The sequence below is a fragment of the Nitrosomonas sp. PY1 genome (assembly GCF_022836435.1).
GTDB lineage: Bacteria > Pseudomonadota > Gammaproteobacteria > Burkholderiales > Nitrosomonadaceae > Nitrosomonas.
Genome location: NZ_BQXC01000001.1, coordinates 1,757,346 through 1,773,486 on the forward strand (window position 1 = coordinate 1,757,346; position 16,141 = coordinate 1,773,486).

The window sequence follows — 16,141 nt, forward strand, 5'->3', positions numbered from 1 at the left end:
CCTAAGTAGCTTCTTTGGCAATCCGGTTGATTCACTTATTATTAAGTTACTCAACCTTCTGTTTTGGTCGGGTATCACGTTGTCTTTAAAAATAGAAAGATGATTTTGATTTGACTATTTAACGCAAAACTCACTAAAGGTGAGATAGCTTGCATCTTACGATTCCATGATCGTTTAGCAGAAATTTTTCTCGATATTCTATTTGTACAACTTTGTTGTCATGGACGACTACTTCCACTGATCCATATTCGATGCTAGAAACAATGCGCAAAATTTCCTGCACAACAGTTGCCGGCAATTTATTATCGGTATTTGTATCTTCTTCTTTAAGTGGTGAACGCGTATCCATTTGATTTCTTATTTATCAATACGAGTAATGAAGGATGCGAAAGATAACAGCATTTTCTTATAATACAAAATACTGTTTATATATTAACTAATAGCTATTAGTTATATAACATGCGCTGCTTAGAAAATTCAGCATTGCAAAGTAAGCTTGTGAACAACAGCTCAGATTTTTCCGATTCTCTATTCACCTAACTTAGAGGATATGTCAACTTCTCCTAAAAAGCCGTACACTTTTGGAAGAACCTTAAATTTAAAGAGATTGGCTAATTTGAAATGTGCTGTCAAAAATTGAGTCCATGTGTTTAGGCAGCGCGTAGATTTGCATAGTACTGCTGCGAAAATTGCACAGGCGATAAATAGCGCAATTTTTCTTGCTTGCGCTGTCGGTTATAGAATATTTCGATATATTCGGTAATCTCAGCAATGGCTTGTTGGCGTGTTTTGAATCTCCGGTGATGCACCAGTTCGGTTTTGAGTATCCCCCAGAAGCTTTCCATCGGGGCATTGTCATAGCAGTCACCCTTGCGGCTCATGGATGCGGTCATGCCAAATTGTTGCAATAGCTTCTGGTAATCGTGCGCACAGTATTGGCTACCTCGATCTGAATGAGCAATGAGTCCCTGATTTGGATATTTACTTGCAGCTGCACGAAATAATGCTTGCATAACCAGGCTCTTTGTCATTCTCTCATTCATCGCATAGCCCACTAACTCGCCATTAAATATGGTCTTTTACGCCAGCTAAGTACAACCAACCTTCATCGGTAGGAATGTAAGTCATGTCACTGACCCATACTTTACCGAGCGCTCTAACAGTAAATTCCCGGTTCAGAATATTGGACGCAACCGGTAGATTATGCCGGGAATCAGTTGTCACTTTGAATTTCAGTTTTTGCTTGCAGCGCAAATTCAATTTCTTACGCAATGTTCGAACTCGGTAGGGTGTGGTCTGTACTCCGCGATCGGCCAAATCACGATGCAGACGCAGTGCGCTGTAAGTCTCTCGTGTACGTTGATGTGCAGCTAGTATCTCTATTTCCAATCTTGCATTCTCCAGCTTACGCTTACAGAGCGGACGTGAGCTTCGCGCATGAAAACCACTTTCAGAAACATCAAGCACCCGACACATGAGCGTAACCGGATAGCTTTGTCGCATCGATTCAATCAGATCGTATCTCACCGCAACCCCTTGGCGAAATACGTCGCACACTTTTTTATAAAGTCACGTTCCAGCTTCACTTCCGCTAATTCCCGTTTCAGTCTGGATAGCTCTAGTTCAACTTCAGTCAGCGCCTTCTGACGCTTGCCTACCGCAGCGAGTTCTCCCCGTCAGCATAAACCCAGTTCTTTAGCGTCCCCATTGGGTAATGACAGTCGCTTTACCGCTTCAACCAACGTCAATCCACTTGCTTTGAAAAACTTTACTGATTCCTTACGAAACTCCTGACTAGACTTACTGCGTACGCGGTAATTCCATTCTTATCCTCCATTTCATCCCCTCATTTTATGAAACTTAGGACTCCATCAAAATCAGCATACATCATAAATACATGACCTCATTTTGACAGTACATATCACGTTAAATATTGATCCCTCATCTTATCATCGCGGTGGGGGCGGTGGTGGATTACCAGATGGCGGCGGCGGTGGCGTAAAACCGGGTGCTGGTGCAGATGATCTTTGATAATTATTACTTGGAGCGTCATTACTAATTCTGCCATCTATCGGTACGCGATGCCCTTTTGCATACATGCATTGAATATAGCTAATATCGTAACGACGCTGTGCCTCATAACCAGAGGTCGTAGCACTCCCCGAGCCCATCAGTCCACCCATTAATAATCCAGCTCCGGCACCAATCGCAGCGCCTTCTCCTCCTCCCATCGCAGCACCCGCCGCAGCTCCAAGACCGCTACCAACGGCTACACTCTGCAAACCGCTAGTATTGTAAGCAGACTGCACAGACTTCCCTCCTAATTGCTCAATAGCATACTGTCGGCAAGAAAACTCATCCGCGCGAAACTGCTCAAAATTTTTTCCTGAACCAGGTAGAGTCATAACGCTCGGCCCGGAAGGCATATTGACACATGCCGATAATAAAAAAATGGTTGATAGTATACAGATAACGATAAGCTTATGTTTTAACATAATTTTACCTCAAAGTGTTATGGTGCGGATGGTCGTGCAGGAACAAGTATCCAATTCCGTGAGCAGTCTTTAACTGTCGGATAATAACCAGCCGGATTCTGACAGTAGTGCCAATAACCTGCTCGCGGCTGAGACACGTTAGGTTCTTCTTTCTGAATATAAACGGGTGGCCTTACCGGAACCGTAACGATCGGTGACGTATAAATCGGAGGACGCATAAAAAATGGATCCCAATAATAAGAACGGTAATTATAGAACCCTGGAGACCAAATACCGGGGCGGTATACCCCTGCACCATAATAACCAGGATAATATCCACCGCTACCCAAGCTGATCCCCCAATTAACGTGATGATGATGTCGGTGTCGATGAGATTCTCCCGCCCAAACGGTATTCATCATTACTATCAACAAAATGATGAACCAGCTCATCAAGCAAATAAAATGCGATCTGAGATTTTTCATACTTTTGCCTTATATTTAAAATCTTTACTTTCCGTTTCATTAGACAATAATGAATCACTTTTAATTACACAACGAAATAGTATAGAAATTATAGGCCTTAAAACTGAATGAAAACTGAATCAAGTTATTCGTTTTTATTTCCAATCATACTTTATTGGATTCTGATTTTAGGAGCCTCGACCAACCATAATCCATTATTCATGGCTTGTTGTCCATCAAATGTTACGTAACTGTTTTTTTCATGATGCGGCAACTGGGAAATGATCGCGCCAAGCGATTTTAGATCTTGGGCAGCTATTAGAACGATAGGGGCGCCGTTAGGCGATCTTGTTATCCAAGCCTGCGCCGTGCTATTCGTTTTAATTTCATCAGACAACGGTGATATTTTGTGTGCGGCAATGAACTTCTCTATCTCGAACTGTAAACCGATCACGAGCATAGGCTTGGCTGGCAGTTCCTGCGATACAGTAACAATCCGAGGTGAATGTTTTTGTAAACGGATGGCGAGAAATTTAGCCAGTTCACGAACATCCGTTCTCTGTGACAACAAAATGGTTCGTGTATGTCGATTAGATATCACTGCATGTAAGCTAAGTGGTATTTCATCATCAGCTAATTTCCTCAACACTCGGAAATCAGGATCAAGCGTAACCGACAATGGCTTATTCACTGAAGTTAACATAAATGTTTGTTGTCCTTGCGTTAAATTCAACCACTGAAGCTCGGTATCAGATTGGCTTTGAATATTGACAGGAACACGGAGCTGATAGACTGGGTTTGTTTGATGCAATGTGAGTGTAAAACCATGAGTATCGGAACCTTGAGATACGCCTTTTGCGTTCTGAATGAAAAGATCTGGAATACCATCGCGATAAATCCATTGATCAAAAAAACTTCCCAAGTTTCTTCCAGAGATAATTTCAAATAATTGCTGCAATTGCTGCCAAGAAGTCGCTTGGAAGCGCCGTGTTGTCCAAAGCGCTTGTATTGCTTGTTGAAAAATAGCTTCACCCAAACAATCTCGCAACATTAAGAAAAACATTGCTGCTTTACATTTCTCTGCATGTTCCGTACCAGGTATCACGGTACTCAGAGAAACGCCTTGCCCGATAGACAATAAGGTTAAATCATACATCCACGCTAAACGCATACCACGTGCTTGCTCGCCATTAAACCGCTCTTGGATAGCATGGTCCGCCATCAACATAATCAATCCATCAGTCCAATTGCCGTGGTGATGCTCGGAATAAACACCATTACCCCACCAATTACTCAATATTTCACGAGCAATTAAAATATCGCCATGATTCAACAACAATTTCAACATGTCGGCGCTAAGATAGGCGAGCGTTGGAAAACTGAGATTATTCGATTCCAGATGAGAAACTATATTAAATTCAGTATAAGGATACGCACCTATCTGCGATTCATACATCGCCAAATACCGTTTCGCCAAAGCTAAATAATCTTGGGAGAGATGCGCAATTCGTTGATGAAAATAAGTACGTAACTGGATCGAACGTCCATTACTCCCTTGGTACGTTTGCTTATTGATTTCATAGGATCCCATAACAAGGTTGATACCTTCAGCCGGATACAAAAACTCAAAAGTCGCGCGATATCCTAGTAACGAATCCTGCTCGTGAACGATTTGACCTGGCACCAATCCTCGTTGGCCTGGTGGCAATTTCAATTCTAGCTGATAGCTGGCAAGCTCTCCCACCACACGCGGGTACCATAAAGACGCATCTTGTAAGGAGGCAATTGGTTTCTCATTAAGCTCGAGAAATTGTAAACCTTCCGAGTGAGTCAACAAACCTTGCCAATGAATCTCAATTTGATGTTGTGAGTTGAGGATAAACGGAATATGCCAAATATGCGGTTGATCGACCTGTCGCCGTCCGACACCTAGTTCTCCATCGTTGAAATATGCTTTAGTCACATCAAAAGCCGACCCAAGCATTAATTTTAATTCTTTGGGTCTTTGAATCGTGATGATACTTTTACCTTTCAGCGTACCTTCAATTGGATCGATCTGCACGACAATATCGTAATGAACCTCATTATTTTTGACCGCAAATGATTTCACCTTAGGCGCAGCCGAAACCCATTGTGAAAAAAATCCGATCGAAAATATCAGTAGCGTAAAACAGCAAAAGCGACTCATCATAAATGACATAAGGAAATATTGTTACCTATATTATTTTGGTGGAAATTTAGCAATAACTTGCATTTCTGTATTATTACGACTGATCGTTATTGGCAACCAAGTACCAGGTGCCTGCCGTTTTACAATGTTAATCACATCTTCAACTTTCGAGATAGGCATACCTGCCATTTTTAGAATGACATCAGAGTCTTGCAAATTCGCAGTCTCAGCAATACTATTTTGTTCAACTTGTAGCACAACAGCACCACCACGGCCAATTTCATATCGAATGCCTAAACGTTGAAACTGCGGTTGAACCTCGTTGGATGCGTACGGTAAAACACCAAATACCGCATCAGCAAACCCTTTTACCAATTGTTTACAGGAACGGTCAGTGTCCCACGGTAATAGTGCAGCAATATTTTTCACGCTCAGATCCCGCAATTGGTGCGCAACGCCATAACCATACACAATATGACCTGAACCCATAATACCCACTACAAGCGGTGATTTATGTTTCCCTGATTTTGCCAAAGGCTGCTGTAGCACCTGCGCCATCGCACGATCCCACAATTGTTGCCCACCGACAAATCGTCTAAAGTCCGGATCGTCTCGAGTAATTTCGCCTTGCCTGCTAATTTTTCGATCGTGCTGCTTATAAATGGGTAGCAAATAGTCCATATAAGCCTCACTCGGTTCTGCGGGACGAGTCAATCCTTCACGCTCCTCGACAGGTACACCATAAAAACCTTTTGCTGCAACCTTATGTCGTAAATTGTGTTCGATATTCAAAGCCAACATCGGGATGCGATTCATACGTGCGAAATGAAACAATGGCAAATACAAATTAGCATCGGTATTCCACACGCGGTCCCATTCGGCAGCACGTAAAAACTCTTTTTCAGTCAACTCACCAGCGACCCAACGATCCAACACAGATTGGATGCGGCGCGGGAACATTTCGAAGCCTATTACCATATCCGGGCGTTCGGCATACAATGCCATTAATGCTTGCAATTGCCAGCGATGATGATCGGCGTTGACGTGCGTTTCCCCCAATAATACGATGGATGCTTTAGCGGCGCGGGCCATGATGGCTTGTTGCGATGCTTTACCTGAACCCGGAATCATCCAGTCTCCCACTGCAACGCATTGATCCGACTGCGATGTCTTGTTTGGAGTATTTTGACTCCATGCGTAATTGCCATAACTGCTCAGAAGCCAAACAGTTAAAATGAAGAATCTATAGCTGAATGTTATTTTATGTAATGTCATAATCAGTATCCTGTTGCAAGTAAGTATTTTTGAAACTAGCCGATCCACTTCCGTGCATTGCGAAATAATCGCATCCAAGGTCCATCTTCCTGTTGAACCGATTGGTCGGGGTACCAGGAATGCTGCGAAATGCGGAACACTCTTTCCGGATGCGGCATCAGCACATTGAAGCGCCCGTCAGGTGTAGTCAGACCGGTAATTCCTTGCATTGATCCATTAGGATTGTAAGGGTAGTTCTCTGTTATTCTGCCTTGATTATCAATAAAGCGCAGCGTTACAAGATTAGCCACATTGTCAGATGCATCGGCTGCAAATTCAACCCTTCCTTCGCCATGCGCAACAGTAATCGGCATACGGCTACCCACCATTCCATCGAAAAAAATGGAAGGTGTTGGTTGAATTTCTACCATAACGAAGCGCGCTTCAAATTGTTCTGACAGGTTACGTTTAAAGCGTGGCCAGCTCTCGGCTCCGGGAATCATTTTCCGCAAATGACTCATCATTTGACAGCCATTACACACACCCAATGCAAAGCTATCTTGCCGTTGAAAGAATGCTTCAAATTCATCACGTGCACGCGGATCCAATAAAATGGATTTAGCCCAACCCTCACCTGCACCCAATACATCACCGTAAGAAAACCCACCACAGGCCACGATACCTTGGTAATTTTTAAGCGATATCCGCCCAGACAAGATATCACTCATATGCACATCAATCGCCGCAAACCCAGCACGATCAAATGCAGCCGCCATTTCGACATGGCCGTTTACGCCCTGTTCGCGCAAAACAGCCATGCGTGGACGAACATTGGTTTGAATATACGGTGCAGCAATATCATCCGCCGCATTAAATGACAAATTAACGTGAAGTCCAGAATCAGCAGCATCCAAAATACGATCGTATTCCTGTTGTGCACATACCGGGTTATCGCGTAGCTTCTGCATGCGATGCGTTGTTTCTGACCAAATACGGTGTAAATCACAGCGTTTTTCGGATAGCAACGACCGATTATTACGCATCAATCGAATCTCATCGACCGCGTTCACGTGCCCAATGATAAAACTACTCTCGCGCAATCCAACATCATCCAAGATAGCCATCACTTCAGACCGCTGCTCAGTACGAATTTGCAATACCGCACCCAGTTCCTCATTGAATAAAACCTCCAGCAGTTTTTCCTGAAAATGCCTCCCCGATTGCTCAGGATGCAATTCAGAGCCATCCAAATCGCTGCGATGCGGATCAAAACATAATTGATCGAGATTAATTGTGATGCCAACATGTCCGGAAAAAGCCATTTCGCAAAGTGTTACGAACAATCCGCCATCGGAGCGATCATGATATGCCAGCACTTTGTTTTCAAGGTTTAGGCGTTGGATTGCTGCAAAAAATGCCTTAAGCCGCTGTGTGCCAATTTCACCATCAATGTTCGGAGCATTATTTCCGATTTGTTTAAATACTTGCGCTAATGCTGAACCCCCCAAACGATTTTGCCCTGCGCCCAAATCAATCAATATCAATTCGGTTACACCACAGTCATTGCGCAATTGTGGTGTCAGTGTATTACGTACATCGGTAACGCTAGCAAAAGCCGACACAATCAACGACAAAGGTGCGATAACCTCTTTATGTGTCACTTTACCGCATTCCTGGTCAATATCTTGCCAAGCAGTTTTCATCGACATGGAATCCTTACCGACTGGAATGCTGATCCCCAACTGCGGACACAACTCCATACCGATACTGTAAACCGCATCATACAATCCGGCATCTTCACCTGGATGTCCCGCTGCCGCCATCCAATTAGCCGATAATTTGAGCTGTGCAATGTCCGCAATTGATGCCGCGGCAATATTCGTAATTGCCTCACCTACTGCCATACGTGCCGCTGCTTTTGTATCGATCAAGGCCACCGGTGTGCGTTCCCCGATCGCAAACGCTTCTCCTAAATTCGTCTGAAATCCTTGACTGGTAACAGCCACATCGGCTACCGGTACCTGCCAGGGTCCGACCATTTGGTCACGCACTGTCAAACCACCAACACTACGATCTCCAATCGTAATGAGAAAGGTTTTATCGCCCACGGTCGGTAGCCGTAATAGACGATAAACCGCTTCACGCAAACTTATATCTGACAAATCTATCGCAGGCAAATGCTCGTTTTGATGCACCACATCGCGCAGCATTTTAGGAGGCTTTCCCAATAACACGGATAGCGGCATATTGACCGGAGCCATCTTAGATTCAGAATCAAGAACTACTAACTGCTCTTCTAAGGTCGCCTCACCTATGACTGCATAGGGGCAACGCTCCCGTTCGCAAATATCGTGAAATAAAGCCAATGATTCAGGTTTTATCGCCAGCACATAACGTTCCTGGGCTTCATTACTCCAGATCTGCATCGGTGACATGCTCGTCTCCTCAGATGGCACTTTTCGCAAATCAAAACGCCCTCCTCGACCGGAATCATGTACCAATTCAGGAAAGGCATTGGAAAGCCCTCCTGCTCCCACATCGTGAATAAATAAAATAGGATTCTTCTGATCGGCGCTTTCTAACTGCCAGCAACGATCGATCACCTCTTGAGCACGTCTCTGCATTTCCGGATTACCACGCTGCACTGAATCAAAATCCAACGTTTCGGTATTACTGCCCGTATCCATGCTAGAAGCCGCACCGCCTCCCAATCCTATCAACATGCCAGGACCGCCTAGTTGAACCAACAACGTGCCTGCTGCAAATTTTTCTTTATGCACATGGTGATCGGAAATTTGCCCAATTCCACCAGCCAACATGATAGGTTTATGATAACCCCGCATTTTTCCGGCAACACGCTCCTCAAAAGTACGAAAATAACCTGCCAGATTCGGTCGGCCAAATTCATTATTAAATGCCGCGCTACCGATCGGACCTTCCAGCATGATTTGCAATGCCGAGCTAATGCGGTTTGGTTTACCGTAGATTGCATGATTGTCTTTTGACAAGGAATCATATTCCCACGGTTGCAAACCATCCGGAATATTCAAATTGGATACGGAAAATCCGCTCAAGCCAGCTTTCGGTTTGGCGCCTCGTCCGGTTGCACCCTCATCGCGTATTTCACCTCCCACACCGGTTGCCGCACCCGGAAAAGGCGAAATCGCAGTTGGATGATTATGCGTTTCTACTTTCATCAACCAGTGCGTTTTCTCATGTGAATACCGGTATGTTTGCTCATTTCCCGGATAAAAACGTGCAATCGTACCTCCCTCAATGACACTCGCATTATCCGCGTAAGCAACCAAAGTACCCTGCGGGTGCGCCCGATGTGTATTACGAATCATGTTAAAAAGCGATCTATCCTGCGGCTTGCCATCAATTACCCAATTCGCATTGAAAATCTTGTGACGACAATGCTCGGAATTGGCTTGGGCAAACATCATCAACTCAACATCGGTGGGATTGCGATGTATTTGCCGATAATAATCGAGTAAATAATCCATTTCATCTTCCGACAAAGCGAGTCCCAACGCTTTATCCGCTTCATACATCGCACTGGCGCCACCAGAAAGAATGTCAATAATCTGCAACGGCTTCGGCGTCAATTGTTGAAACAATAATTCGGCATCCGCCAATGTATAAAATACCGATTCAGTCATGCGATCATGCAGTAAGCGCATCAGTCGATGTCTATCCCGCGCAGAAAATACTTGGGTAACTTGCAAGTGAAATGCAATACCACGCTCGATACGCTCAACTTTCCTAAGTCCGCAGTGGTGCGCGATATCCGTAGCTTTACTTGACCATGGCGAGATGGTACCGAGACGGGGCAACACGAGAAAGAATTCCCCAGGATACTGATAATGTTGTTGTTCAAGATTAACATTTAACAACTCGCCCAAAGCGATCATTTCATTCGATGTTAATTTGCTTTGCAAGTTACAAAAATACCAATACTCAGAGTGTATCGCTGTTACCGATGGATTACATGAAGTAATTTGCCGCAGTAATTTCTGCAAACGAAAATCAGAGTGTGCGGGCTCGCCACGAAATTGAAGCATTAGTAGAATGTCGATTAGTAATAAAGAAGTGATTTTACACGAGAAGCCATTCCAACCGTTTATCCTATTCAGCATTCAACCATAAGTACGAAATTCATCTCTATGCAAAACAGTGCCATTTATCTTACTGAACAAATACGTAGCATTGAACACACAGTTTTCGCATTACCTCATCCACCAGACTTGATGATGCGCGCAGGATATGCAGTAGCGCGAATCACTCGAAAGTATTTCCTAAAAAACATAACGAGTGCTCAAATATTAGTATTAGCAGGACCCGGCAATAATGGCGGAGATGCTTTTGTCGTAGCGCGTCATCTAAAAGACTGGGGGCATGCAGTGACAGTTGTATTTACAGCAGATACAGAGCCCATGCCGCATGACGCAAAAAATGCTTTGCAAGCATGGCAAACCGCTGGAGGCAAAACGATCACGTCAATTCCCAATGAAACTGTGTATGACGTGATTATTGACGGATTATTCGGCATCGGATTGGATCAATCCCAATCGCGCCCGATCGAAGGCACTTACCGACAATGGATTGCAGCGGTCAACCAGATGAAATGCCCCGTCTTGTCATTGGATATTCCATCCGGATTAGGCAGCGATAACGGCAGCATTTACGGGATAGCGATACAAGCCACGATTACAGTGACTTTTATTGGCTTAAAGCCAGGGTTGTTCACGAACTCTGGCCGTGACTGTTGCGGGCGGGTGATCTTGGAAACATTGCATATTCACCCCGATCATTTTCCCGAGCCGCATAGTTGGTTACTAACTGAATCCTTAATACAATCTTTATTGCCACCACCCCGAGTGGCTAACAGTCATAAGGGGTCTTACGGCAGCGTTGCCATCATCGGTGGATCCGATAGCATGATAGGCGCGCCATTACTGGCCGGGCGCGCTGCTTTGCATTTAGGATCCGGTCGAGTATACGTTGGCATGCTTGCACAATCAGCACCTGTTGTAGACTTTTTGCAACCAGAACTGATGTTGCGCACACCTGCTGACTTATTCGCGGTTGAGTCCCTTAGCTGTATTATTGCCGGTCCAGGCATGGGTACTTCGGAACTTGCACTTGAGTTACTGGCGTGTGCGATCGACATGCCGGTACCGTTAATATTGGATGCCGATGCACTCAATCTCATAGCCCAGCAGCACGAAATCGCACGAAAAATCAATCAGCGTAAAGCACCGACTTTGCTAACACCCCACCCAGCCGAAGCAGCCCGCCTGCTTAATTGCACCACAGTTGCAATACAAAACAACCGCATGCAAGCAGCCTTACAGCTTGCGCAACAATTCAATTGCCAAATTGTATTAAAAGGCGCTGGCAGTATTTGTTGTTTATCCGATGGTCAACGTTATATCAACATCACAGGTAATGCCGGACTTAGTACCGCAGGCACAGGCGACGTGTTGACTGGCATGATTGCGGCCTTTTCTGCGCAAGGCTTGGAACTTGGACACGCATTGTTGCTGGGAGTCTATTTGCATGGCGCCGCCGCCGATGATTTATTGCAAGAAAATCACGGTCCGGTGGGCATGACTGCATCTGAGCTACCTACTCGTGCACGTAAACTTCTTAATCATAAAATACATCAGCTTGGCTTAGGAAGAACAATACATTTTAATTCCTAAGTTACGGTATTAAAGGTACATTCTACTGCAAACTTGGTGTTATCATTTTCAAGGGTTCATCATGCAGTCATGCCTTAACAAGGCCGTTGAAAAATCATCTGCGATGCCGCTACGGCGCTAAAAACAAGCTCATAATGCTTTTTTATCATACATAAACTACGTTTTTGCTTATTTTTCTTGCACTGCTTTTCTCGAAAATATTTTTCAGCGGACTGCTCATTGTTTAAGTGATCGAGAATGCAAGATTTGAATTGTCATCGATAATTTTCTTGCAGCAAACCCCGGTAATTTATCGTGAATCGATATTCACGGAATTTTGCTAGAAATCGTATTCAATAATTAACACAATAAAGTAAAAGGAAATAGTAATGGCAACATGGCAAGAAGTTTTAAACTCCTATAATTTAGATCAAAAAACTGCGGTAGATTTTTTGATGGCAAACGTTAACAATCCTGCGGTAATTTTTAAAGCAGCTCTCGACAATGGCGTGACGGTTCAACATCTCAGTGATATTTCAGGCTACTCAACCAACACCATCAGAAACTATTTCGCAGCTTCTAACCTGGATAGCACATGGCTTGATGAAGTCAAGGTGCTGTCGAATATCAAACTGGGGAATCTCGAGCAATTGGTGGATTTCAACAATCACACAGGAGCTCTGTCGACATCCACGCTGAGAGACCTCGTTAAGGGATCTTTGGAAGACCCGGGAGATTATGAGAGTTTTTTCCGATCAGAATATCTTTACCAAGAAGCGGATGGTATATATACGCCCGATGAAACAGGCGTACCACACTTGGGAAATATTCAATCCACCCCCGAAAATTTGGAATCGATATTCTATGGCACTTTGATCAATTTCTTAAATGTATTGGATGAGGAAGAATTCAGTGCACTTCTCAACCTTCCTGATCCACCATTGGGCAATGTAGACGACTATCTTGCAATCTTATCGGAAGCAGCGAAAGACAGTCCTGCAGTACCCTACTCCGATGATTTTCTACAAGAAAACACGGTGAGCTATGCTGCTAACTTGATCGACAATCATTGGAATCCAAATCCTACATCGATAGGCATTCTCGATGGCAGTCCTTTTTTAGAGTTAGTCATCGCTTAATTTTCTAAGGAAGCCATTTTCGGCTCTGTTGCAAAAATAGAATCGTTTTGAAAACCAACACAGGCAAACATCCTGTGAAAAATTCATCATGCACTCATTCACTTATTCTTTGCAACGGAGTCCTCGAATCCGATCAATGCGTTCCGCGCAGCCATAGCTTCGATCGTTCGACACTATCCTATCCAGGGCTCAAAACCTTTCCACTTCAACCGCATCTCTATCAGCCATGCTTGCCATTCAGTACAATATCGTGTTTAATCCCTGAAGTGTAAGTCTTTTTCATACTTATACTGTAATGCTTGGAACGGTTTTTCTCCGTACTTGATCGAGTAATTTTTTAGCGGACGGCAATGTCTTATACATTACGTTATACCTTAAGGTGAGATCATGCCATTCACGCCACTACACATGGGAGCAGGAGTAGCTTTAAAAGCAGTAACGAGAAACAGCTTTTCTCTGGTGGTATTTGGCGGATCGCAGATTGCTATAGATATTCAGCCTTTGGTTGTCATGCTGACGAACAAAGGCGAGTTGCATGGTTTTTCACACACAATTTTGGGCGCAACATTAATAGGCTTGTTTTGTGGGTTGGCAGGCAAGCCTATCGGCGAGTTATTTTTGCGGCTAATCCGTAAACCAGGCTATCTGCCTATTGATTGGCGTGTTTCATTTGGCAGCGCGTTCATTGGCACATATAGCCACATATTCATAGACAGTATCATGCATTCTGATGTCACGCCGCTGTCACCATTCAGTACAGCAAGCCCACTATATGGCATTATCAGTATTGAAACATTGCATGTTTTGTGCCTTGCTGGTGTTTTTGTAGGTGGCTTGGCTTATTGGGCAGTGGAGAAAAAATGCAAAAAAACATAACAAGTCATTCAAGTACGTCCAGCGCTTTGCGCTTCACTGGACAACTCCAACTCCATAATAGACCACACAGTCGAGAGAAAATTGTCCTCGCAGTTGCAAAGGCATCGCGCTACAGAAATCCTGGCGTGACACAAATCAGCAAAGCAAGGAAGAGCATGATAAAGCTATCTTCGGGAGGGACGCTCCAACAGCTGGCTTCGGCTTCGCCGCCTGTTCTCGCGCTCCTCAAGCTAAACGTTAGGCATCAATTGGCTTCATCATGACACCACGCACACCTCTGCCAATCGATGGTTCACTGCAGACTGAGTATTACCACCTGCAGAAAACCATCGAAGACTTCGATGGCCGAATCCTCATCATCAAGGCCTGGAGCGTCACGTTCGGCTTGGCTTCACTGGTCGGAGCGTTCGCAAGCAAAGGCCAGTTGGTCTTCCTATTCGCATCTGCCGGCGCGTTGATGTTCTGGTTGCTGGAAGCGCTCTGGAAGAGCTTTCAGATTGGATACTATGAGCGATTAAAGCAGATCGAAAGCCACTTCCGAAGCGAAACCGAATTAGAGTTCGCTCATCAGATCTCAACCACGTGGCAACAATGGTGGGAGTCGCAGACTTGGTGGGTTTTGGCCAGAGTAGGAATTTGGGTTCACGTTGCCTTACCTCACCTATTCGTAGTCGCAGCGGGTCTTGCTTGCTACTTTACGGTCACGTTCCCGTCGGCAAAGTGACGTCTCACTCCTCCGCCAAGGAGCAGTCGTCACATGCCAATATATTCACAGTCCTGAACAAACGATATCCAGGCGATGGTAGACAACGCATCTATCGTGAGCACTTGGAGTACATAGTCCACGAATTCGCGCAAAGCAGCTTTGCCGATCCAAATTTTCTCGTTGAAATCACATCAAGATATGAAACCAAATTCTGAGAGACCTTTGCAAAAGCCCTTTGATGGATCTTCAGGTTACTGTTTTTATTGATGTTAAATTTCAAGAAATGGGATTTTGCAAAGGTCTCCAGCAATGTTGATGAACTCGGAAAAATCAAAATGGATGCAATGATTACGTTCCTCAACGACTACGAAGAAGGTAGAAAATCAGGAAGATACATTGCAGCCTCGTTACCAACACTGCCATTTGAAAATAATACTTTAGCCTTGTGCTCACATTATCTATTTTTATATAGTGAGCATGTAAACCAAGAGCAACACTTATTGTCCATGAAAGAGTTATGTCGTGTAGCCAGTGAAGTTGTATACCCATTACTTTCAATTGGTAATAACAATAAGTCACCGCATCTCGAACCTGTGGCAATGGCTTTAACCGACATTGGCATTAGTATTTCATTGGTTCCCGTTGGGTATGAGTTTCAAAAAGGAGCTACTGAAATGTTGGTAGCAAAATATACCTAATTTACGCTCAAGCGGGACTGCGCAAAAATTATGCTTTTACTTCGTCTCTTAGTGCCACTTTAGACCGTACACCTCACTCGTTCCGGTGAAAGATACGTAGGGCTTATTGACAACGCCCCGTCCACACATACAATGTATATCTATGATTAAATTCGAATGGGATGCGACCAAGGCGGATTCAAACAAGAAGAAACACGGCGTTTCCTTTGAAGAAGCACAATCTGTTTTCTACGATGAGTTCGCCGTGCAATTCTTCGATGAAGACAACTCCACATCGGAAGATAGATTCTTGATGCTTGGCTTTAGCCATGAAGCACGCCTCCTGATTGTCTGCCATTGCGAGCATGACCGAAGCAATACCATTCGAATCATTTCAGCACGGAAAGCCACAAAGAACGAAAGCATATTTTATCGAGGTATTAAGTCATGAAAACCGAATACGATCTATCAAAAATGAAATCCCGCAAAAATCCTTATGCGATCAAACTTAAAAAGTCTGTCACGGTGCGTTTAAGCGAAGATGTGATTGGTTATTTCAAAGAAATGGCTGAAGAAAAGGGCATTCCATACCAAAGCCTGATTAATCTCTATCTGCGTGACTGTGTTTCGAATCATAGAAAAATTGATATTACCTGGCAATAAGCGCGCTGACCTCACAGCCAAGCGAGATGCT

The 16,141-nt window shown here is 44.2% G+C and carries 13 protein-coding genes and 1 pseudogene; 7 read left to right on the top strand and 7 right to left on the bottom strand.

Going from position 1 to position 16,141, the window contains the following annotated elements; all coding sequences use genetic code 11:
• Positions 1–133: 133 nt before the first annotated feature.
• From W03_RS08115 to purL, 7 genes and pseudogenes are all read right to left on the bottom strand, one after another.
• Positions 134–349: a YezD family protein gene (locus W03_RS08115; protein WP_244072490.1), complete on the bottom strand. Its 216-nt coding sequence runs from the start codon at positions 347–349 to the stop codon at positions 134–136.
• Positions 350–650: 301 nt separating this feature from the next.
• Positions 651–1,808 (bottom strand): annotated as a pseudogene (locus W03_RS08120) (IS3 family transposase); the annotation flags it as partial.
• Between the two features lie 141 nt (positions 1,809–1,949).
• The gene (locus W03_RS08125) at positions 1,950–2,495 is read right to left on the bottom strand and encodes a hypothetical protein (RefSeq protein WP_244072491.1); all 546 of its coding nucleotides are present in this window, start codon (positions 2,493–2,495) and stop codon (positions 1,950–1,952) included.
• A gap of 17 nt (positions 2,496–2,512) precedes the next feature.
• Positions 2,513–2,959, bottom strand: coding sequence for a hypothetical protein (locus tag W03_RS08130; RefSeq protein WP_244072492.1), 447 nt, complete (start codon positions 2,957–2,959; stop codon positions 2,513–2,515).
• Between the two features lie 151 nt (positions 2,960–3,110).
• The gene (locus W03_RS08135; protein ID WP_244072493.1) at positions 3,111–5,048 is read right to left on the bottom strand and encodes a M1 family metallopeptidase; all 1,938 of its coding nucleotides are present in this window, start codon (positions 5,046–5,048) and stop codon (positions 3,111–3,113) included.
• A gap of 111 nt (positions 5,049–5,159) precedes the next feature.
• A complete protein-coding gene (locus tag W03_RS08140) occupies positions 5,160–6,383 on the bottom strand; it encodes a ChaN family lipoprotein (protein WP_244072494.1) in 1,224 nt (407 codons plus the stop codon).
• Between the two features lie 35 nt (positions 6,384–6,418).
• The gene (gene purL / locus W03_RS08145; protein ID WP_244073718.1) at positions 6,419–10,426 is read right to left on the bottom strand and encodes a phosphoribosylformylglycinamidine synthase; all 4,008 of its coding nucleotides are present in this window, start codon (positions 10,424–10,426) and stop codon (positions 6,419–6,421) included.
• A gap of 102 nt (positions 10,427–10,528) precedes the next feature.
• Between purL and W03_RS08150 the strand changes: the two genes are divergently transcribed.
• The 7 genes from W03_RS08150 (at position 10,529) to W03_RS08180 (ending at position 16,110) form a co-directional block, all read left to right on the top strand.
• On the top strand, positions 10,529–12,070 hold the full coding sequence (locus tag W03_RS08150) for an NAD(P)H-hydrate dehydratase (protein WP_244072495.1): 1,542 nt from the start codon (positions 10,529–10,531) through the stop codon (positions 12,068–12,070).
• 368 nt (positions 12,071–12,438) lie between these two features.
• Entirely contained in the window at positions 12,439–13,188 is a 750-nt protein-coding gene (locus W03_RS08155) for a hypothetical protein (protein WP_244072496.1), read from the top strand.
• A 387-nt stretch (positions 13,189–13,575) separates the two neighbouring features.
• Complete coding sequence (locus tag W03_RS08160; RefSeq protein WP_244072497.1) at positions 13,576–14,064, top strand: metal-dependent hydrolase; 489 nt, start codon at positions 13,576–13,578, stop codon at positions 14,062–14,064.
• Positions 14,065–14,323: 259 nt separating this feature from the next.
• On the top strand, positions 14,324–14,788 hold the full coding sequence (locus W03_RS08165) for a hypothetical protein (protein WP_244072498.1): 465 nt from the start codon (positions 14,324–14,326) through the stop codon (positions 14,786–14,788).
• Between the two features lie 248 nt (positions 14,789–15,036).
• Entirely contained in the window at positions 15,037–15,468 is a 432-nt protein-coding gene (locus W03_RS08170) for a hypothetical protein (RefSeq protein WP_244072499.1), read from the top strand.
• Between the two features lie 142 nt (positions 15,469–15,610).
• Entirely contained in the window at positions 15,611–15,898 is a 288-nt protein-coding gene (locus W03_RS08175; RefSeq protein WP_244072500.1) for a BrnT family toxin, read from the top strand.
• Positions 15,895–16,110, top strand: coding sequence for a CopG family antitoxin (locus tag W03_RS08180; RefSeq protein WP_244072501.1), 216 nt, complete (start codon positions 15,895–15,897; stop codon positions 16,108–16,110). Before W03_RS08175 ends, W03_RS08180 begins: the two co-directional genes overlap by 4 nt.
• Positions 16,111–16,141 lie beyond the last annotated feature (31 nt).